The sequence below is a fragment of the Paenibacillus sp. Cedars genome (assembly GCF_003184205.1).
Taxonomy (GTDB): Bacteria; Bacillota; Bacilli; order Paenibacillales; family Paenibacillaceae; genus Paenibacillus_AQ; species Paenibacillus_AQ glucanolyticus.
Genome location: NZ_CP020866.1, coordinates 5,967,255 through 5,985,962, shown reverse-complemented (window position 1 = coordinate 5,985,962; position 18,708 = coordinate 5,967,255). Strand labels below are relative to the sequence as shown.

Annotated in this window: 23 protein-coding genes and 1 pseudogene; 8 read left to right on the top strand and 16 right to left on the bottom strand. The window is 44.8% G+C overall.

Annotation, left to right across the window (positions count from 1 at the left end):
- Nucleotides 1-4 precede the first annotated feature (4 nt).
- From B9D94_RS28875 to B9D94_RS28860, 4 genes are all read left to right on the top strand, one after another.
- On the top strand, nucleotides 5-325 hold the full coding sequence (locus B9D94_RS28875; protein WP_148248547.1) for a hypothetical protein: 321 nt from the start codon (nucleotides 5-7) through the stop codon (nucleotides 323-325).
- A 174-nt stretch (nucleotides 326-499) separates the two neighbouring features.
- Nucleotides 500-718, top strand: coding sequence for a hypothetical protein (locus B9D94_RS28870; protein ID WP_172964011.1), 219 nt, complete (start codon nucleotides 500-502; stop codon nucleotides 716-718).
- Complete coding sequence (locus tag B9D94_RS28865; protein ID WP_148248545.1) at nucleotides 679-1,095, top strand: hypothetical protein; 417 nt, start codon at nucleotides 679-681, stop codon at nucleotides 1,093-1,095. The genes B9D94_RS28870 and B9D94_RS28865 overlap by 40 nt, the downstream gene beginning before the upstream one ends.
- Entirely contained in the window at nucleotides 1,055-1,258 is a 204-nt protein-coding gene (locus tag B9D94_RS28860) for a hypothetical protein (RefSeq protein WP_172964010.1), read from the top strand. The genes B9D94_RS28865 and B9D94_RS28860 overlap by 41 nt, the downstream gene beginning before the upstream one ends.
- Before the next feature lie 111 nt (nucleotides 1,259-1,369).
- Here B9D94_RS28860 and B9D94_RS28855 read toward each other — a convergent pair whose 3' ends face one another.
- The 10 genes and pseudogenes from B9D94_RS28855 to B9D94_RS28810 all read right to left on the bottom strand — a co-directional run bounded on the left by B9D94_RS28855 (nucleotide 1,370) and on the right by B9D94_RS28810 (nucleotide 10,514).
- Nucleotides 1,370-2,209, bottom strand: a complete 840-nt coding sequence (locus B9D94_RS28855) for a DUF3037 domain-containing protein (RefSeq protein WP_148248543.1) — start codon at nucleotides 2,207-2,209, stop codon at nucleotides 1,370-1,372.
- A complete protein-coding gene (locus B9D94_RS28850; protein WP_148248880.1) occupies nucleotides 2,179-3,063 on the bottom strand; it encodes a HipA family kinase in 885 nt (294 codons plus the stop codon). The genes B9D94_RS28855 and B9D94_RS28850 overlap by 31 nt, the downstream gene beginning before the upstream one ends.
- Nucleotides 3,064-3,234: 171 nt before the next feature.
- Nucleotides 3,235-4,578: a serine/threonine-protein kinase gene (locus tag B9D94_RS28845; RefSeq protein ID WP_148248542.1), complete on the bottom strand. Its 1,344-nt coding sequence runs from the start codon at nucleotides 4,576-4,578 to the stop codon at nucleotides 3,235-3,237.
- Nucleotides 4,579-5,012: 434 nt separating this feature from the next.
- On the bottom strand, nucleotides 5,013-5,384 hold the full coding sequence (locus B9D94_RS28840; protein WP_148248541.1) for a hypothetical protein: 372 nt from the start codon (nucleotides 5,382-5,384) through the stop codon (nucleotides 5,013-5,015).
- Nucleotides 5,385-5,513: 129 nt separating this feature from the next.
- Nucleotides 5,514-5,627: pseudogene (locus B9D94_RS31705) on the bottom strand (23S rRNA (pseudouridine(1915)-N(3))-methyltransferase RlmH); the annotation flags it as partial.
- Between the two features lie 207 nt (nucleotides 5,628-5,834).
- Nucleotides 5,835-6,578: a hypothetical protein gene (locus tag B9D94_RS28830; protein ID WP_148248539.1), complete on the bottom strand. Its 744-nt coding sequence runs from the start codon at nucleotides 6,576-6,578 to the stop codon at nucleotides 5,835-5,837.
- Between the two features lie 488 nt (nucleotides 6,579-7,066).
- Entirely contained in the window at nucleotides 7,067-7,657 is a 591-nt protein-coding gene (locus tag B9D94_RS28825; protein ID WP_172964009.1) for a TIGR02391 family protein, read from the bottom strand.
- Between the two features lie 343 nt (nucleotides 7,658-8,000).
- Nucleotides 8,001-8,480 (bottom strand): 23S rRNA (pseudouridine(1915)-N(3))-methyltransferase RlmH, encoded by a 480-nt coding sequence (gene rlmH / locus B9D94_RS28820; RefSeq protein ID WP_063478184.1) that lies wholly within the window; start codon nucleotides 8,478-8,480, stop codon nucleotides 8,001-8,003.
- Nucleotides 8,481-8,733: 253 nt separating this feature from the next.
- On the bottom strand, nucleotides 8,734-9,858 hold the full coding sequence (locus tag B9D94_RS28815) for a cytochrome P450 (RefSeq protein WP_253806077.1): 1,125 nt from the start codon (nucleotides 9,856-9,858) through the stop codon (nucleotides 8,734-8,736).
- Nucleotides 9,859-9,935: 77 nt separating this feature from the next.
- Nucleotides 9,936-10,514 carry a TetR/AcrR family transcriptional regulator gene (locus tag B9D94_RS28810; RefSeq protein ID WP_148248536.1) on the bottom strand — a complete coding sequence of 193 codons (579 nt, stop codon included), beginning with the start codon at nucleotides 10,512-10,514 and terminating at the stop codon, nucleotides 9,936-9,938.
- Between the two features lie 257 nt (nucleotides 10,515-10,771).
- Between B9D94_RS28810 and B9D94_RS28805 the strand changes: the two genes are divergently transcribed.
- The 3 genes from B9D94_RS28805 to B9D94_RS28795 all read left to right on the top strand — a co-directional run bounded on the left by B9D94_RS28805 (nucleotide 10,772) and on the right by B9D94_RS28795 (nucleotide 11,844).
- Nucleotides 10,772-10,945, top strand: a complete 174-nt coding sequence (locus B9D94_RS28805; RefSeq protein WP_006207297.1) for a DUF3934 family protein — start codon at nucleotides 10,772-10,774, stop codon at nucleotides 10,943-10,945.
- A gap of 53 nt (nucleotides 10,946-10,998) precedes the next feature.
- Nucleotides 10,999-11,442 (top strand): HEAT repeat domain-containing protein, encoded by a 444-nt coding sequence (locus B9D94_RS28800; protein WP_063478187.1) that lies wholly within the window; start codon nucleotides 10,999-11,001, stop codon nucleotides 11,440-11,442.
- A gap of 111 nt (nucleotides 11,443-11,553) precedes the next feature.
- Nucleotides 11,554-11,844: a hypothetical protein gene (locus tag B9D94_RS28795; protein ID WP_006207299.1), complete on the top strand. Its 291-nt coding sequence runs from the start codon at nucleotides 11,554-11,556 to the stop codon at nucleotides 11,842-11,844.
- Nucleotides 11,845-11,916: 72 nt separating this feature from the next.
- On the opposite strand, the gene B9D94_RS28790 is transcribed toward B9D94_RS28795, so the two are convergent.
- From B9D94_RS28790 to B9D94_RS28775, 4 genes are all read right to left on the bottom strand, one after another.
- Nucleotides 11,917-12,951: a GTPase gene (locus B9D94_RS28790; protein WP_148248879.1), complete on the bottom strand. Its 1,035-nt coding sequence runs from the start codon at nucleotides 12,949-12,951 to the stop codon at nucleotides 11,917-11,919.
- A gap of 190 nt (nucleotides 12,952-13,141) precedes the next feature.
- Nucleotides 13,142-13,588 carry a GNAT family N-acetyltransferase gene (locus B9D94_RS28785; RefSeq protein WP_148248535.1) on the bottom strand — a complete coding sequence of 149 codons (447 nt, stop codon included), beginning with the start codon at nucleotides 13,586-13,588 and terminating at the stop codon, nucleotides 13,142-13,144.
- A gap of 121 nt (nucleotides 13,589-13,709) precedes the next feature.
- Nucleotides 13,710-13,877 (bottom strand): CxxH/CxxC protein, encoded by a 168-nt coding sequence (locus B9D94_RS28780; RefSeq protein WP_006207301.1) that lies wholly within the window; start codon nucleotides 13,875-13,877, stop codon nucleotides 13,710-13,712.
- A gap of 413 nt (nucleotides 13,878-14,290) precedes the next feature.
- Complete coding sequence (locus B9D94_RS28775; RefSeq protein WP_148248534.1) at nucleotides 14,291-15,661, bottom strand: S1C family serine protease; 1,371 nt, start codon at nucleotides 15,659-15,661, stop codon at nucleotides 14,291-14,293.
- 1,096 nt (nucleotides 15,662-16,757) lie between these two features.
- Between B9D94_RS28775 and B9D94_RS28770 the strand changes: the two genes are divergently transcribed.
- Nucleotides 16,758-17,021, top strand: a complete 264-nt coding sequence (locus B9D94_RS28770) for an alpha/beta-type small acid-soluble spore protein (protein WP_006207303.1) — start codon at nucleotides 16,758-16,760, stop codon at nucleotides 17,019-17,021.
- 118 nt (nucleotides 17,022-17,139) lie between these two features.
- Here B9D94_RS28770 and B9D94_RS28765 read toward each other — a convergent pair whose 3' ends face one another.
- Both B9D94_RS28765 and yycI read right to left on the bottom strand, forming a co-directional pair.
- Complete coding sequence (locus B9D94_RS28765) at nucleotides 17,140-17,943, bottom strand: MBL fold metallo-hydrolase (protein WP_148248533.1); 804 nt, start codon at nucleotides 17,941-17,943, stop codon at nucleotides 17,140-17,142.
- Between the two features lie 7 nt (nucleotides 17,944-17,950).
- Nucleotides 17,951-18,700 carry a two-component system regulatory protein YycI gene (gene yycI / locus B9D94_RS28760; RefSeq protein ID WP_006207305.1) on the bottom strand — a complete coding sequence of 250 codons (750 nt, stop codon included), beginning with the start codon at nucleotides 18,698-18,700 and terminating at the stop codon, nucleotides 17,951-17,953.
- Nucleotides 18,701-18,708 lie beyond the last annotated feature (8 nt).

Genomic DNA, 18,708 nt, shown 5'->3' with positions numbered 1-18,708 from the left:
AAACATGGCTTTAAGCGATGTGTATGAAAGATTTACTCAGCTTTTTGACGAGGAAGACCGCTTTAATCTGGAGGCTTGTGAGCTTGCGGAACACGCCCTATTCGACATGGTGTACAAGAGCGAACAGGAGCCTGACTCCGTAACTGTGAAGGAATTTCTTGTGGCTGTTCACACCATTAACCTACGGTTACAAGTTGAACTCTTGGAGTTACGGAAGGGAAGATGCGCCCTTCACGTAAAATCAAAATGCTCACGTGCCCCCTTGCGTCTTCCTGAAACAATCACGGAGATGGGAAGTAAACAGAATCGCCATCTGAATTTATGAAAACACTTTCAACTGCTCACCTTAACGATTATGGGGTGAGCAGTTGTTTTATGGAAGCAAGACCGTCCTTCCACAGCCTGTATGACGCATGCCGAGTTAAAGTTCAGTCACCTTTAATTCGTAGCCAAATCGTTATATTACGTTTATATAGCTTAACGATACGGGGGGAGCATGATGAGCAAAAAGCAAGATCGACTCAAAAACGGAACGAACAAATTCATGCCCGGCAAGGTAGCGGCACTGGCCAAATGGAATAACAAGCCGCTTCTGGACAAGATGATTGATGGCAGTACACCTGTGAAGGAATTGGTGGCGTGGTGTAATGATAACGGCTTCCGATCAGCATTCCTACCATGTACTCTTACATCAAGCAGCGCCGGGAAGCGATTGTAAATGGACTCACGATCGAACTTCTACACGCGAAGGTAGACCCGCTCAAAAAGGAGTTGGAAGATTCAGCGCGGGGTAAGACAAGAGAAAAGGGCAATACACAGTATAAGGAGAACCGCGCCGAAGAACGTGCCAAGGCCAGAGCCACGCTGGAGAAAGAACTGGTCGATCAAGACAGTGCGAAGCGCATCCGACACGATCTGGAGCTACTGGATGAAGTCATTCAGAAGGGCTTCGACACGTTGAGCAAGATGGAAGTAGTCAGTCCGGTCACCGCCATCAAGGCTATCGAGATGAAGCACAAGCTCACCAATGGAAGCAATGGCGGCTATACGCACTATGGGCTTGAAGAGATTAAAGATCCGAGAAGCAGCGCGTGAACAGGCAATCACAGCGGTGATTCTGGAATTTGTCCCGGTGGAGCAATATGATGCTGTGATCGAGCTTATGGAAAGGGTGACGCGAGAGTATTACGAATCGATCGGCTTAGGTGAAGCCTATGCACAGCAGATAGCAAGGGAGGCAATGAAAGATCATGCGTGACGAAAAGGAGAACGCCTATTGTGGACGTTCTCCTTTGTGTTGGCTTGGTGATGAAGGAAGAATATAGTCGTCAAGAGCTTATACTCCATTCTCAAAGAGTTTAAAACAAGTCTATAAAGCTCTTTCAAGTTTACCGTGATTCTTCAACGTATATATTAATCGATCAAACTCCCTTGTTCCATAATTAACTACTGAAGCCTTTTCGATGCTATCAAATTGTTTTATCAATTCAGAAAATCCTACTTTTTCCGCATTCTTTGTTGGTTTTATTATTGCAATAAAATACCCGCTATTTAATTCTTTATCATTGTGGAGTTTTTCTATTGCGTCCTTCCAAAATACCCCTTCCTTATAATTCTCCCTCGGTGATTCTTGGATAGATAAAGGCTGGATTAAATCAATTACCCCATCTATTCTGTATCCAAAATCAATATTTAAAGTGAAAGGTAGGTTTTTTACTTGTATATCTCTTTCAATAAATCGATCAATCCCCTCGGAAATTAATCTCTCTTCGACTTGTTTGATAAGGGGCTTTTGTTTAGTCCTAATTTCATCTGGTGTAATAATCATGTTGTCGTAGAGACCTTCAATTTGATCCATAATATTGTCTGTAAAAATATACTCGGGTTTAGCAATAATAAACGGCGGCTTTACACTGGATTGTAACTTCTCAAGGTAATTCTCGTCACTCAAGGGCACGTTTATCAGCGAATCATATGGCTTTGTATTAAGTGACTTCAAGTGTTTTCCAATTAATTTACGGAAGGCTCGATATTCAGCATATTGAATTTCAGTTACAAAGTTTTTAATACGCGTGTCATAATCTAAAAATTTAAATGCAACCTTAGACTCTTTTGGGGAATGGATAATTATACCGACATTTATAACTTCTTGTTTGATACTACTCGGAATATATTTTATTACTCCGAACTTGCTTGCAAATCTGGCCATAATAATGCACCTCCATTCCAAATGGGAAACCACCAAATATCGACGAGATAATCAATAACCTGTCGTACCTTAAATTTTCTTTCAAGAAGAAAAGAAACTAATGCTCTTTTTTCATAATCAGGGATTTGCCACTCGTTTGGAATACCATTCATTATTTGCTCTAAATCATATTTTGATACTGATTCAATTTTTTGTATGATTCTTGCGAAAGGATTAACTTTAGTTTCCGTCAAATCTATGTTCATTTTAATAGCTTCGTACACAGGTCCAAACGGATACTTGTGATTCTGCCAATTTAAGTGAGCTCCTCTGAATTCCTGAAGGTTTTTATATCTGTCCATTGAGGCAACCGGTTTAAAGAAGGCATATCCGTGATCATGAATAAAAAATTCTTTAGAGCCGTCTTTATTGGGAATAACCAGAATGTTTCCATTATTAGAACCTCTGTCATCGTTATGTATCCATATATCATACGCTAAAACATCTTGAATCATCCCAACATTAGTACATGATTTATATAAATTAGGTAATGGCTCACGAAACAAACCATTGTCAGCAATATTTTTATCAATAGAGACCAAAGGAGAACCTACCTTAATCCCTGAAGATAGCCCTTCCACATGGGTATAAACTTTAACTAATTCGGGAGGTACGTTTACAAAGCATTGTTCAAGAACAGGTAGTTCAAGAAGTTTGGCAATCCTAAACCCAAGATACTCATGCAATAAGGCCCTTGTGTATCCATCTGGATAATTAAATTTGATAACCCTCATAATATTATCACTACATAGCATTTTTTTGGGCTTTGATATGCCATCATCCATATCACCGAAATAACCAATAGCTTCAATCATTGGCAGTAAAAACCCTCCTTTTGCACCCTCACCTACTTTGTATTGTAAAAAACAGTAGAGCATAATAACTCTACTGTTCTGATGTCGAACATGATGTATAAATAGTACTGGAATGACATGGTTTTCAATAATCATAATTATAATTGCTTCCGTACTATTTTGTCTAACAAATTATTGGGAACATTCATCCCAAACCAATTGTATCGCTGGATGAAGCTCCTTTCTTGGAATCCGATCATAAAGATGACTATAAGCATGAATGTGATCACGCAATCCATCTATGATTGCATAAGCATCCTCGTCCTTTGACACCGATTGTAAAATCTGATCGAAGACCCCCATCGCTGCAAACCGATTTAGCTGAACGGCTGCCTCAAGCACCGTAACCAGAGCGTAACGTTTAACATCTGGAGTGGTTGCATTTGAAAATACAATTTGCATCTTTCGAGCTACACCATCTGCAAAAGAAAAGGCATACTCCCCAATGTTTTTATTAATGGCCTCGCTGTACTTAATCAACACCGGTTCAAATTCTGTAGCCATATGATTTGCGTAAACTGGTAGAAGAGCATCGGGCAGCTTATGAAAGAGCCCAATGAATTCGTCCTCATCATCAGTGCTATAAATCAATTGAATCATTTGCGATACTGTTTGGGGATCATATTTATTATCAACCAGATCACTTTCAGCCCTCGAAACAAGTTCAGCGAACACTGCTGTTGGATTCACCGCTGGGTCAGTTGCTATTTTTACACCTTGCAAAGCATCCAGCATCTGATTGACCGACTGAAATCGTTCTTCAGGATTTTGTCTGGTTGCTTTTTGGATTACATACCACACGCCGGTCGGGACTGCATTTGGATTCATAACGGTCGGCCGTTGACCTGAGACCAAATGATAGAGAGTTTTTCCAAGTTGAAACACATCCCCTCTATGGTCTAGATCCCTAGTCCCTCCGTAAATCATTTGCTCTGGAGGCATGTAATCATAGGTTCCAATATAAACACTCGCGCGTGTTAGTACAGTTGTATCCCTTTCATTCATCTTTGCAAGGCCCAAATCCGAAACAACGATTTTTCCCCCATCGTAAACTAGGGCGTTTTCAGGCTTTATATCCCTATGTGTATGTCCGCTGATATGTATTGCATTGATTCCTTTACAAATTGCTTCAAAAACCTCTATAGCTTTATCCCGATTATTTTGTAGCTCTGGGATAATGTGAGCCACAGAGTATTGAGCAAGAGGCATGGTAAAATACGGGGGGACATGGCCTACATTTGAGTGTAAAACCTTTACAACGTTTTCATGATCAATGTTTTCCATGATACGTACTTCGCGTTTGAAACGCTTTAATTGTTCCTCATCTGTTTCTGTGCAATATTTTAAGGCTATTGTGTCCCCCCCTTGTAGATCATGAACACTGAGGACTCTACCAAATCCCCCTCCACCCTTTTTATCATCAACCACTAAGTATCTTTCATCTATCATATCGCCATTCTTGTATGTAGGAATCAACCTCAACACTCCCTTTTAAAGTAATGGAGGCCAACCACCTAGCCATCCATATATTCCTAAATTGTACCTTCTTAGGTCAAAGAAAGTCAAGGTCAAATGTAGCAAGAGCCCCCCAATTTTTCGTTGATTGCATTGCACTGTTCCCCCGATTAATCTATTCGCCCGATACATCTGCTCCAATAAAACCATCATCTGTGCGGATAGGTCATGTGGACGATGGAGAGCTTCTTGTCGGGGCGAGATAAGATGGCGAGCAATTTTCCCTATGAACTCATGAGAAAAACGTTTGAACGACTGGAAACGCTTCGGTAGCATTGAGTTTGACTCTAACGAGGAGACTGAGAAACGCTTTTTAAGCGTAGCCTCTTCCACTAAATCAATGGGAAGGGGCTTTCGGTCCGGGGGAGATCAATTGCTGATTCACAGACGTACCATTATAATCTAAAGTAATATTCATTGAACCTTCCATTAGAAAACTTATTTAACTGATCAACATGTTCATTTAAAATTTCAGCTCCATAACTAAGATTCCTTCTGAAATTTTCTTTAATTGACTGGTATTCTTCCTCTCTATTCTTTTCCTGCAATGAAATGATGTTTTGCATGCCGCTAATTAATTCTACAACCTCGCGCATTCCTTTCAAAACAAGCTTAAAATCACTACAATCTCCCATCAAACAGACTTCATCATAATTTTCTTGTTCATGAGGATTTTCTAACCTAACTAAAATTTCTTCATACTCACTTTCTAATTGTTTAGCTCTCTTACGAATTTTCACGAATCCACTTGGTTTTGTAGAGGGCATTACACTCACTCCTTGGCTTAGATTATTACAAGTATATACCTGATTAAGTACAAATCAACCTCCTTCACAAGGCTCCCCTTGCCTAGTAAGCAAGGCTAAGAAATTTTCGCCGTCACTTATTGCACAGTTCCCCCGACTGATCTTCACCTCCTGGTAAATCTGCTCCACCAGTACCAGACACATCATTTGTTGCGGGAGCTTCATGCGTCCGAAGCTCAACTTCTGCTGGGCGCGGGATAGAACAGCGAGCGATTTCTAAATTGATTTTGGTGAGAATTACACTGGACAACAGGAAGCGCGTCGACAGCGTTGAGCTTGCCTTCAATGAGGAGACAGAGAAGCATTTTTTACCGTAAGCCCCTTCTGCTGAATCAATAGCAGAAGGGGCTTCTCCTTGTCCGAAAAAGCCTCTTCTATAAAACATCGCTTTGAATTCGAACTATAAAACCTTTATTTAAGTTGCCAATGAATTTTTTCGGCATCATAGTTAGTAACATCTATAGGTGTCGTTATGTCACGTTCGTCCGTCACGCTTCCATCTGGATTCCAGTGGAAATAGTAGTTTGCAAAATGACCATTATATGATTTTTTACTCAAGTGTTGCTGTATCTCATTAGTATTAAAAATCAGTCCTTTATAGGATTCTCCGTTTTCAACTAAGTAGATATGATAATCAAATTGAGTAATATGCTGGTCATCTTCCTTATGCCACGAGCAGCATTGTTTTTGCGGATTGTAGCTTGCATCATGATAGTCTCTAGATAAACCTACCTTTACTTTTACAATTCGTTTATCTGCCAGTTCTACTTCCATAGTGCTGTAACGTACTTTAACAACTTTTGATCCTTTATTATTCTTCACAATATTGCCCATTACGTAACCTACTGCTTTCTTTCTGTTCATACGCTTCTTCGTATTGGAATCATCCATTTCTTTAGACATAAACTGATCCTCCTCATTTTTATAGTTAAATTCTTCTCTGTCTTCATCTTCGGTGTTCTTCGATAATCGGATATCTTCTAATGTATTGTAAACGCGACTAACATCTTCAAAAGATGCCTCTGTGATAAAAAGCGTGGATGATACATCGTCTGTAGCTAAAAGTGTTCGAGCTACCAATTTGTCCATCTGTGAAGCACTATCATTTTTAGTATTCCAGTCCTTGTATACACTCGCCAACTTCATTATTTGCATTGCCCTATCTCCCTTCAAGTTGTAAAGATGGGTTTCTTTTCTTGATATCAACATACACAACATAACTCAAATAAGCAACATAATAATAAAGATAATCCATAAATCTAATCTTGCTTATTATATATAGTCAAGCCAACAAAAAACGCCCTGTCCACTGATTTTCAGAATCAGCAAACAAAGGCGCAAGCTTAGATTAATCTTAACCTCAATACATGTCTATACCATTTACAGTGTCCATGACATAATGCGGGCACCCTAATTTTTCGCCGTCACTTATGGCACTGTTTTGCCAGCCATCTTTAATCCCCAATAGCTACTTTCAGCAGAATGAGCCGTGTCAACCATGGCGGATACATGCGACCGCTTTAGGTATGGGAGAGTTAACAAGCCTAGGTGGGCCACTAACATGCAATTTAGTGGTTGCAAGTCCGCTTGGATTCACTCCGTTCCCCTAGGCTCCTCAATATTACGATTTTATGTAAAGAACATTATGTATACTTAGGATCATCTGATTGGATTAGATAGTAGTAGAGAGATATTTGTGGTAACAAATTCAAACTTATCATTATTGTTGTTCTTACATTCTTATGCATATATATATTTCTAATCCCTTTAAAAAAACCCATAATCATCAATTGTAAGCCTTCATGCTCATTTCTCTCAGTAATATTACTTAGTGGATTTACTTGGATTTTAGGAGGAAATGTTACCGTATCAGAACTTTGATCGTAACTATATTTGAACGCTTCAGTTATTAATTTAATTCCATTCAAATTATTAAGCCCTGAAATCTTTTGAATTTTATTTTCCAGCACTACTATTGCCTCTCGAACAGCAGACTCATATTTTGATAAATACAAGAGTTCTAGTGCTTCATCAAACTCTTTTGGTATTTGTAACATTTCATAATATGCCTTTATTTTCTTGACACTTCCAGGATATAAAGCGCCGCATTTTGCGCAAACTTTAAAATTATATCTGTATGCTATATCCGAAAACTCTATTCCCATCTTTTCTTTCATATCTTTATCTTCCATAAATATACATTTGTTAATGCATTTATAGTCCCTTTTTGCCATATCCTTCTTTCCCCTTTTTTGTGTCTTATATCGCTCGTTGTTGTATTCACGAAACCGAATCCTTAACCCTAACAAGGATGAGTTCGACATGTTAGATAGAGGGATACTATCCATCAGAGTTCGCTTCCCCGTTGCTGGAAGGCCTTCCGAATCACCTCTATGCCAGTCTTTTCGAATTGATACGCACCATAATTATAGCATGCAATTGGAAAACATTGTCGTTCTGTAAGCACAAAAATCCCCCCAGAGCCCACCTCTAGAGGGACAAACGTATCTCCATAGCACCTTCCTCCATTACTCCTACAAGCCTCTACATCCTTCTTGTCACTCCCATTTTTCGCCGTCACTTATGATACGGTTCCCCCCGATTAATCTTCACCGCACGGTACACCTGCTCCACCAGCACCAGCCGCATCAGCTGGTGCGGCAGGGTCATGCGCCCGAAGCTGAGCTTCGTCTGCGCGCGCTTTAATACGTCCTCGGAGAGGCCGTTAGAGCCCCCGATGACAAAAGCTACGCTGCTGGTGCCATACGTGCCCAGCTTGTCGATATGGGCTGCCAGCTCCTCGCTGGACCACAGCTGGCCGCCGATCGCAAGGGCGATGACGTGGGTGTCCGGCTTGATGTGGCCGAGGATGCCCACGCCCTCCTTCTCCTGCACTTGCCGCATCTCCGCTTCGCTCATGTTCTCCGGCGCCTTCTCATCGGGCACCTCATGCACAAAGAGGCGCACGTAAGGCGCAAGGCGCTTGCTGTACTCCGCAATGCCCTGCACCAGGTACTTCTCCTTCAACTTGCCTACGCATATCATCTGTATATTCATGGCGCTTTCGCTCCTTAATCTCTGCTGTTATGACGTTCATTCTAACATGGTAGCGCCCCCAGTTAAAGGTCATACCTTCCGCATTCCTACAACCCCTCCCTCAGTTTCTAATCGACAGGAGAGGGGCATAACATTTAACTTATGGGCATCGACATTTCAATTGCTTCTATGCATATTCAACCGTTATTTGAGCAATGACATCACCATTTAAAAAAGAGCCGCTCTCCTCCGAGATCGACTCTTCGCTTGCTATCTATTTCAAAATGATCGGCAGCTCTTTCAGCGCGAACATCATCGTGCTGTCCATCCGTGCCAGCTCAACGGAGCGGTCCCGGCGGAATGCGGGATAACGGTCCAGCAGAGTCTGAAGGGCAATTCGGGACTCCATACGGGCTAACTGGGAGCCCATGCAGTAATGAATGCCGCTTCCCAGCCCAAGATGTGGATTCGGATTTCGGTGAATGTTGAAGACGTCCGGCTTCTCGAACACATCCTCATCATGATTGGCAGAGGCCATCCAGATGTAGACGAATTGGCCCTGCTTCAGCTCCTGCCCCCGAAGCACCGTATCCTGCTTCACGCTGCGGAACATTAACTGAACAGGCGAGAAGTAGCGGAACACTTCCTCCAATGCCCCCGGAAGCAGCGATGGGTCTGCAAGCACCTCCGCACGAACCTCCGGCAGGCTGTCGAAGGCAAGTACCGCCGATGAGATCAGATTGGTTGTCGTTTCATTACCGGCTACGAGTAGGAGAATACAGAACCCGATAATCTCCAGATCGGTCAGATGCTCATTATCAATGCGCGCCTCCACCAGCTTCGTGATCAGGTCATCCTGCGGATGCCGGCGGCGGTCCTCGGCAATCTCGGAGAAATACTCACTCATCTCTTGCTGACACTGATAATAGGCATCCGAATTGTTGCCCACCAGAGCGTCCGACCATGCCTTAAAGCGTTCCCGATACTCCATCGATACCCCAAGCATCTCCGCGATTACCGTAATCGGAAGCGGGCTTGCGAGATCTTCAACAATATCCACCGTTCCCTTCTTCTCGGCTTCATCCAGCAGGGAAGTCGTAATCTCCTGAATCTTGGGAGCAAGCGATTCAATCATGCGCGGCGTGAACGCATGAGACACCAGCTTGCGCAGCTGACGGTGCTTCGGTGGGTCCTGCCGCAGAACACTGGATTCAATGGGATCATCGGTAGAAGACGAGCCTTGGGATGAGAATACTTCATAATTTGTAAACACGGCTTTGACATCCTCGTATTTGAAAACATTCCAGGCTCTATCCCCCTCAACTGCCGCTATCGGGGAGTCCATTCGCATTTGTTTGAACCAGTCCAATGCCAGTAAACCGTTTGTATTCCAATCCATGATCAACACCGTCGCTTTCTTTCGTAAATTTTGTACTGACTGGTCAGTTGTACATACTCAAAAAAAGAAGGCCTCGCTTATTCAAGCGATATAAACAGGCCATGGGTAATCATCGTGAACGCAAACTGCTCCAGATCATCGCGGGAATACGCATCCTGATGGTTCAGGTAATAATTACAGGTGCTTTCCAGCGTACCAACAATGCTGGCAGCCGCTAGATTGGCATCGACGGCTCGGCACAGGTTCTCTTCACACTGACCCTCCTCAATGATGCTTGCCAAGAAGCTTAAATATTTCCGCTTCAGCTCCTTCAGCTCATCCAGAACATCCTGCTCGATTCCGTTAGAAATCTCGTTAAACACGATGTGGGAAAAATGGCGGGATTCCAGAAACAAGTCCAGATGATCGCGGATCACACGCTCGATCTTCTCTTTCATAGGCAGAGGCGAGTTCAGTTCAGCCTCGGTCCGCTGCATAATATCTTCGATGCCCTGCTTCACAACCGTCTTGAACAGCTGCGATTTGCCCGGGAAGTTGTAATAGAGGGTCCCCTTGGCAACCTGTGCCCGGGCGGCAATTTCATCCATGCTTGCACGGTGGTATCCGTTCTCGGAGAATACTTCAATGGCTGCTTGGATAATTTTATCTTTACTCACAATCGGATCTGCCCTTTCACGGCTAATTTTCGATTCATCATTCTTATTCTGACTGGTCAGTTCAAAAATAAAATAGCATGCCGAAAGAAATTAGTCAACTTCTAACATGACTTCTGATGAAAACCACCAATAAAATCCGATTCTTATGCTAAATTCCGTGGTATCCTATACATATGGGCAAATACAGTGTATATTTCAACAGTGCTGGTAAACAATCAGCATATATGGACAAGACTAAACCATAACGGAGTGATTTGTTGAGTAAATCCAAAGGCAAGGGCGGAACAGGCAGAGGCACGGGCAAGAAGGGCTGGAGCCGGTGGGATGCAAGCGCTCGAAGAGCCAAGAGTAAACCCAAACCTTATACCAGTAAAGGGGCCAAGCAGGCGAACGGTACAGCCGACGCCGGAAACCATAAAGATACCCCATAATTAAACATATGGTACAGATCCACCTGATACAACATGTTGAGGAGATGAAATGATTGGACAATCAAGAAGTAATAACGGATATGCCCGAGAATTACGAGGAGCTGAAGAGCTCTGCCAACCGGAACGCCAATTGGAGAGAACGTTTGGATGCGGTAGAAGAATTAGGAAATTGGAAAAATCAGAAATCCATCGACATCCTCAAGCATAGACTGAATACGGATGCGGTTTATCAAGTGCGGGAGGCTGCTTATCATAAACTGCTGGCTTTTGGCGAAGATGTGCAAATGCCGGTACGACAGAAGGGCGAACTGATAAAGGACGCTACGAAGGTGCTGCTGCGCATCAAGAAAAGCCTGCCCCGCGACCATACGTATGAAGAGTTCAAAGAGAAGTTGAAAAAGATGAGAATCGACCTCTACGATACGTACGAAGGTGACAAGGGCGCTGACTTTGATGCCTGGCTTGAGCAGACATGGTCTTCATTATTGAAAAGATAACTTGACTGAAAAGCCCCTGCCCAATCGGTTATGCGTATGAGATATTTCTGATATGTTATACTGAAAACAAATAAAAGTTTTAGGAGTGGTACTCTGAGAAAGCAAAAGCCTATGTCGTTTGACGATCTGTTGAAGGAGCTGCAAGGACAAAAGTCGGTACAGGAGGATCCGGATAACATTTCTCTGGAAAAGCTGTTCAATGAAGCGTTTATGCGTAAACATTCATCGCACGGCAGCTTTGGGGAATTTCTGATAAAGGGTAACTTCCAGGTGGAAACTCACGAAGATATCGATAACATTCCAGATGAACTGTTTGACCGGCATGTTTCAAGAGAAACGGATTTCCCGGATTGGAAATCGATGCTGCAGCAGGCAAAATCCGATCATGCTGCGGTAAAGTAAATAAGGAAGTATCGGCTGCCGTGAAGCAGCTGCGATCAAGGGGCCGATGGCCCCTTTTTCTATTCCATCAGATTACTTGGACTCGCTCTTGGCTTCAGACTCCGCTTTATCCCTGAACTTCTTGTAAAGCTTCGTAATATTCGCCGTATTGATCTCGATATTGTGCTCATAGGCATATTTCACCGCATACCCCAGTGCCAGCGTAGTTGCGCCCGCAACCGTCGCTCCGGCGACAGATCCCGCTCCCGGAAACACCTTCACGATCTGCCGAAAAATACTCTTGCCGATATTCCCGAATATCGTGGCAATGACCAGCTCCTTCGCTGTCTCCTTGCTGATCGGCTTATTGTACAGCACCGCCAGCCGCGTCAGCAGGCTCACCTGAATGCCGGTAATCGGAATGATATCCGAGCCCGGAATAGGCGATGCCCCTACCGCCCCTGCGGAGACGGAGGCTCCAATGATCCAGGCATTGGCTGTCGCAGACTTCTCTTTGATACTTTTGGCAAAGAGAATGTCTTTAGACTTTTTTTTAAGCAGCTCCAGAATGCTGCTCCGCAGCTGGTCGATGTTCTCACCCGTCCGTGAGGATACCGGTGCAACCTCGTAGCGCTCCCCGGTCTCCTTCTTGATGCGCGCCACCAGCCGGTCAATATCATCCGCGGCATCGATTTTGTTCAGCACAATCAAAATATTTGAGTTGATGCTCTGAATCTTCTCAAAGGACTTTTTCTCCACCTCGGAGAAGACGGTACCCGCTGCGTTCAGGAAGAACAGTACAATATCCGCCTGTTTATAATAATTCAAGGTCACATCCGAATTGGCCGTATTAACATCATTCAATCCGGGTGTGTCAATAAAATAAATGTGCTCTTTGTACTTGTGCGGTTTAATCTCGGTTGTCTCTCCCGGCTCAGCCCCTACGCCTGCCACCTCTTCACCGACGATACGGTTCATGGTGGAAGACTTCCCGGTATTCACATCGCCAATGAGCGCAATGAGGATCTCTTGCTTCAGCTGTTGATTGATTGCATCCATTTCCTTATCGTAGGCCTCATCTGCGGCCCGCCTGATTTCATTCTCCCATGATTTCCCGTAGTCATCCACAGTGATCGTCTCCATTCACGATAGGTATTTACCGCGCCACATTCCATCTATAGACCCATCATACACTATTGACAGTCTGTACATCGAAGCCTATGACTCCATCTGACAAGTACGTTCGGAATGCAGGCATACTCTTTATTACCTCTTCAACCCCTCGCTGAAAAGGCTGTCCCTGTACGATAGCATGAGTCTATTCAAACTTTTTTATAAAGTTTTTCTGATCCTTGGTAAACTTGTAGCCCCGTCTTTCATAAAATCTGTGAGCCTGCACACGGCTCGGATATGACAGCAGCTTGATGCCGGAATAACCGCGGCTCTGGGACCACTGCTCCAGACTCTCGATCAACAGACTTCCCGCCCCTTGATTCCGGTACCTCTCCTTTACGACAAAACCTAACACATTGATTAAAGATTCTGAGAACAACAGCTCATAAGGACTTCCATGAATGTAGCCTATAACCTCATCATCAGATTCACATAGCAGAACCACATCGTTCGTATGGTGGATGAGGGTCTCGATTTTCTCTTTGACTTTATCTTCCGAGAACGCATGCAGATTCGGATTAAACTCCACGTTTAGGAGATAGATATCGGTATAATCCGTCACTCGGATGCCTCGGATGCTCCTCCGTATCATCGACGTCCCCTCCATTCCTAAGCTTTTAGCGAAAACATAATCCCATCGATTCTAACAAAAAAAGCGTGAATTCATCACGCTTTCTCATCGGTATCATCTATTCAAGTCAAATGTTCAAAAGTTACACAACTAAAAACTCAGCATGCTTCTCGCACTCCGCGCACTTCACCGGTGGGTCCCAGTCCGAAAACTCGGTCTCCTTCAGATCAACAATATCCGGGGCATCCTCATATTCATCCACGAAATTTTCGATCGCTAGTTCCACATGTTCCTTGCATACGACGTACATTCTATGCATCCTTTCTATCATTCGCCTCATGTTGTGTTTTATCATCAATCAAGTGTAGCCACTCTTCTGTTCTACCACACTCTACGACAAAAAGAAATCTTTTTGCCGCAAATGGCTATTCCCTCTTTATTTCAATCCGCAAAAGCTTCCTCCACATCCATGGATTTCACAGGACTTGTCCTTCGCTCTCTACATCTCTTTCAGGTAAATGAAAAAAAGAGCGTGGATCACGCTCTTTTTTCGCGGCCGTTCATCGGCTCTAATCTAACCTTTTTCAAAATCTCTCTATATTGGATTCTATTCAACGCTAACGATAATATATACCCGTTACTTGCTGCATTAAACAACGAACGATCACGTGGCATAAAAAAATCTTCAAGGGCCTGATTCCATATTCTTCAGAACTGCCCGTATTATTCTCCAGGCTTCTCTTCCAGCTTCACCTTCAGCGACTGTAGCTTGCCGTCGCGATAGAAGGTCACATTCAGGTCACTGCCTACCTTCGTGTTACGATAGAGGTGCTTGCGAAGCTCCAGCGTCGTCGTGATCGGTTTGCCGTCAAGCTTGATGATGACGTCATTCAACTGCATACCGGCATCCAGCGCAGGACCAAGCGCATCCAGTACAACCACGCCTTCGGTTACCGTCTTCGGCAGCTTGAGATTCTCCTTCTCCTTCTTGCTGAGCGGAGCATACGGATTACTTAGATCCACCGTGTAGACGCCCAGATATGGACGCGCAATGTGGCCCTTCAGCATCAACTCGGTCACAACCTCCGTAATCTCATTGACCGGAATTGCAAACCCGAGTCCTTCTACGCCGGTGTCAGCAATCTTCATCGTGTTGATGCCAATGACTTTGCCGTTCAGATCCACCAGCGCACCGCCGCTGTTGCCTTCGTTAATAGCGGCATCAGTCTGGATGACCTCCTGTTCCCAATCGTAGATGCCATCCTGATTCAGTGACACCGGAATAATACGGTTCGTGTAACTGACGATGCCGGAAGTGAGTGTATCGCCAAGACCAAGCGGGTTCCCGATGGCAATGACCGTTTCGCCTAGACGAAGCTTGGAGGAATCGCCAAATTCTGCGACCTCGCCGATACCTTTACTATCAATGGACAGAACTGCGATATCGCTGACGTTGTCTGTGCCGACTAAGGTTGCCTTCCTCTTCTCCCCGCCTACCAATACAACCTCCAGGGAATCGGCTCCTTCAACCACATGGTTGTTGGTAATAACGAAGGCTTTGCCTTCCAGTTTCTTAAAGATAACGCCGGAGCCCAAGGCATCCTCTTGCGAGCCCCCGAAATCATTGCCAAAGTCAAAATCTTCCCCGAAATCGAACCCTTCCGGAAGCTCAAAGTCTCCTTCTTGTTCCGGTGGAACAGCGGACTCCTCTTCCAGACCCTCTCCCTCAAGGCCTTCCTCTTCGGGAAGGATGGTCTCTTTATGTGTCAGTACGCTGACTACGGCAGGCCGAACCTTCTGAGCAGCGCTGATAATTCGTTCGTATGGATCGCCATCGGACGTGGACAGCTGGTGACTGCCGTTAATTAAGGTCATGGGCGACGAAGTCGCAGGATGTCCTGTAAGGAAGCTGAACAGCATGACTGCAATCAATGCGCTGCATACGGAGCTGATCGCGGATATCTGAAATGTGGATAAACTCTTTTTACGGCGGGAAGTCCGCCACTTCGTTTTTCGCTCAGATGGGTCCTCGCTGGTATTTTTGCTCTGTCTGGAAATTTTAGTTGAATAGAAATCATCGTCAAACAATCCCATTGCGATCCCTCTCTCCCCTTGGCTGCTACACGTCAAGATACTTTACCAGCTTCAGACCTTCCGCCATTACCGACTTAATCATCTTGTCGTCATAACAACCGCCCTGCACCGAGTGTATCTAGCTTTCTATGAATCGGCAGCGTGCCACCTGTTAAATATCTCTCTATTGTATTAACTCTTTAGCGGCTCAAAAAGTTGCATTTTTGAACCCTCTCTTTGAACTTTTATCGAAATATGGCTCTTTAGCGAATATTCCGGCTCTTTCGGCTGAAATCTAGTTCCATAAAAGGTATGTATTGCCACCCGACAGTTCAAAAAAAACCCTGTATCTTTCTATTACCACAAACAGGGCGGCTTAAGCGCGAAACATCTGTTTTTCGTAAAAAAACTGGGAATACCTGGACCAGCTCGATCTATACCATACAGAGGCCCTGATGTCTTGTTCGATGCGGGTTCTGACAGAAGCATCCAGCCTTCTAGTGCTCCTATTGTACCACACGAACAGAGGTTCACGTCAGCTTTCTTTTGTAAAAACAAATGCCAAATTGATGGCAATTCCTAAAGTCTGTACACAGCGTAATTCTTCATTACAGAACAACAACAATCACGGGTGAACACGATACCCTTCTATACGTGAGAGACAACCAAGAGGTTCCATTTTCAAGGATATTATTCCATGTTCCATTCTTTCGACATCCCTCAGACACTGAACGTCTCAGCCCTCAATCGTGCATTCCCCCTTCAAGAACTATACAGAACAAATGTGTTAAGAATATGGCAAAGGAGATCGCCAAGAGCTGCCAAATCCATACAAATCAGACAGGCCAGGAAGTAGGCTCCGGTTGACCTACACATCATTCCTATTTGGATTCCCGGCAACTTATTCTTCATAAGCTTCCCATTGCAAAAATACTTCCGATTTCCCAGCAGCTAGCCTCCTATCCGAGTCTTGTCTATGAAATGATCCTATTAACAACCAGAAGAGCTCTCAAACTCCCCCTAGTATTTGAAATGGTTAGGTTATCCATTCATTTGTAAGTTCTCAACGGGGAATGTTATGAGGGGGAAACCATACAGCAGTGAGGAGGGTTATGGGATGGCAAGAAGATCAAGGCGGCACCGGAGCCCCGAAATGCAGCAATTCATGACCAAGGTGATGCAGAATGAAGGTTACAAGGTAGACCCGCAGAGTCAGGAAGACGTCAAATATGAGGTCGCCAAGTCTTTGGGGGTACCGCTTAAACCCGGCAGTAACGGAGATCTGACCACGGAGCAGGCCGGAAAAGTCGGCGGTGCGATTGGCGGTTCCATGGTTCGGGAAATGGTTCGCATGGCGCAGGAGAGTCTCAGCAAGCGTTAACGCGGGCGAAGTTCTCAGGATAGGCCATAACAACAAAAACAGCTCCATGTCATAAATAAATATGACGGTGGGGCTGTTTTTCTAATGATTATATAATGAATCTATAATGGCTTTACGTCTACTCGCTTACCTTATCCCAAGGGGTTGGACGGTCATAATACGTGTCACACAATTTAAACTCACTGTCCTTGAAGAAGCACCCGCGATCCTCCATCGTATCACGGACGGTCATTCTTGCCAGCTCCATCATGTTATGATCAAGGCTAAGATGGGCAAGATATGTCCGTTTGGTATCTCCCGTCAGCAGCTCGCTCAGGGCATCACCTGCCGAAATATTCGACAAATGGCCCATGTCGCCGAGAATCCGGCGTTTGGTATTCCATGGATACCGTCCCATCCTTAGCATCTCGATATCATGGTTCGCCTCCAGCACCAGCACGTCCGATCCATCCAGCGCTTTCTTCACTTTATCGCTGACATAACCGAGATCTGTAGCCACGCCGAGCTTCTCATCGCCATCATAGAAGCAATAACCGACCGGTGCCGCAGCGTCATGGGATATTTCAAAAGGCTCCACCCGCAGCGTGCCAAAATCCTTGACCTCATGACTCTCCAGCACAATCCGGTTCTCTTCGGCAATCTTGCCCAGCGACTTGGTCATCGCTTCCCACGTCTTCTCATTCGCATAGATGGGCAGATTGTATTTACGTGCAACCGCACCAAGCCCCCGAATGTGATCGGAATGCTCATGCGTTACCAGGATGCCGTCGATTTCTTCCGCGATCATCTCGCGTTCCTTCAGCAGCTCATCAATGCGCCGTGCACTCAATCCCGCATCAATCAGCAGTGTCGTATCCTCATTGCGGACAATGGTCGCATTGCCCGTTGAGCCGCTCGACAGCACGGAAAATGATATCCCCATAGTCTTGTTACTCCTTTGTCGTATCGCTTTTTGGCGTAAGGACATCCCCGCTGATGCCCTGTACATAAATCATCTCGCCATGGTCCAGCGTAAACCGCCAGGTTGGCGCTGCCAATTGATCCTCCGTATTAAACAGCTGCCCATAATAACCGAGCTGAATCTCTCTGACCGCTGTGTCCGGCGGTATAAAGTTACGTTCAATGAGGGTCTCAAGCGCCTTCGATGCGGACAGTACCTTCTGCTCCTCCATATCATCGGTTGGCATAATCTCAAAGACCGGTTCGCGGTAGGCGTGAATCTTCTGGGATTCATAAATGAACTCCAGTTCCACATTAAAGAGCGGCCATTCCTTTTGCACCAACGGACGGAATATGAATATGTTCTCCTTGTCTGACTGCGGATCATGACGATAGTTTCCGAGATCGGCAACCTTCCCTTCAAAGGCATTTCGCAATTCCTTCTCATCGGCATACACCAGCTTGGTGTCAACCGGCTCCTCAAGCCCTACCGGCTCGCCCTGCGCTTCTGCACTGTATATATAATTAATTTTAGGAAGCTGCGGCGTCTCCGTCGGAATCGGGCTCAGTAATTGAATCCCATTCTCCTCCATCACCTGCTGGGTGCTCTCGGATAGCGAGGTGAAATCGAGATTGGAGCCGACCTGCTCACGGTAATCCATCCAGAGCTGATAGCCCAGCACCAGATTCAGCAGCAAAAACGCGTAGATCAATACATTTTTGGCACGGCCCCAATCCATGATGTTCC

What these genes read in the sequence shown, in the direction of transcription:
- B9D94_RS28875 (WP_148248547.1), top strand. Translation starts at nt 5, where the DNA reads ATGGCTTTAAGCGATGTGTATGAAAGATTTACTCAGCTTTTTGACGAG.
- B9D94_RS28870 (WP_172964011.1), top strand. Translation starts at nt 500, where the DNA reads ATGAGCAAAAAGCAAGATCGACTCAAAAACGGAACGAACAAATTCATG.
- B9D94_RS28865 (WP_148248545.1), top strand. Translation starts at nt 679, where the DNA reads ATGTACTCTTACATCAAGCAGCGCCGGGAAGCGATTGTAAATGGACTC.
- B9D94_RS28860 (WP_172964010.1), top strand. Translation starts at nt 1,055, where the DNA reads ATGGGCTTGAAGAGATTAAAGATCCGAGAAGCAGCGCGTGAACAGGCA.
- B9D94_RS28855 (WP_148248543.1), bottom strand. Translation starts at nt 2,209, where the DNA reads ATGGCCAGATTTGCAAGCAAGTTCGGAGTAATAAAATATATTCCGAGT.
- B9D94_RS28850 (WP_148248880.1), bottom strand. Translation starts at nt 3,063, where the DNA reads ATGATTGAAGCTATTGGTTATTTCGGTGATATGGATGATGGCATATCA.
- B9D94_RS28840 (WP_148248541.1), bottom strand. Translation starts at nt 5,384, where the DNA reads ATGCCCTCTACAAAACCAAGTGGATTCGTGAAAATTCGTAAGAGAGCT.
- B9D94_RS28830 (WP_148248539.1), bottom strand. Translation starts at nt 6,578, where the DNA reads ATGCAAATAATGAAGTTGGCGAGTGTATACAAGGACTGGAATACTAAA.
- B9D94_RS28825 (WP_172964009.1), bottom strand. Translation starts at nt 7,657, where the DNA reads ATGGCAAAAAGGGACTATAAATGCATTAACAAATGTATATTTATGGAA.
- rlmH (WP_063478184.1), bottom strand. Translation starts at nt 8,480, where the DNA reads ATGAATATACAGATGATATGCGTAGGCAAGTTGAAGGAGAAGTACCTG.
- B9D94_RS28815 (WP_253806077.1), bottom strand. Translation starts at nt 9,858, where the DNA reads ATGGATTGGAATACAAACGGTTTACTGGCATTGGACTGGTTCAAACAA.
- B9D94_RS28795 (WP_006207299.1), top strand. Translation starts at nt 11,554, where the DNA reads ATGTCGTTTGACGATCTGTTGAAGGAGCTGCAAGGACAAAAGTCGGTA.
- B9D94_RS28785 (WP_148248535.1), bottom strand. Translation starts at nt 13,588, where the DNA reads ATGATACGGAGGAGCATCCGAGGCATCCGAGTGACGGATTATACCGAT.
- B9D94_RS28780 (WP_006207301.1), bottom strand. Translation starts at nt 13,877, where the DNA reads ATGTACGTCGTATGCAAGGAACATGTGGAACTAGCGATCGAAAATTTC.
- B9D94_RS28775 (WP_148248534.1), bottom strand. Translation starts at nt 15,661, where the DNA reads ATGGGATTGTTTGACGATGATTTCTATTCAACTAAAATTTCCAGACAG.
- B9D94_RS28770 (WP_006207303.1), top strand. Translation starts at nt 16,758, where the DNA reads ATGGCAAGAAGATCAAGGCGGCACCGGAGCCCCGAAATGCAGCAATTC.
- B9D94_RS28765 (WP_148248533.1), bottom strand. Translation starts at nt 17,943, where the DNA reads ATGGGGATATCATTTTCCGTGCTGTCGAGCGGCTCAACGGGCAATGCG.
- yycI (WP_006207305.1), bottom strand. Translation starts at nt 18,700, where the DNA reads ATGGATTGGGGCCGTGCCAAAAATGTATTGATCTACGCGTTTTTGCTG.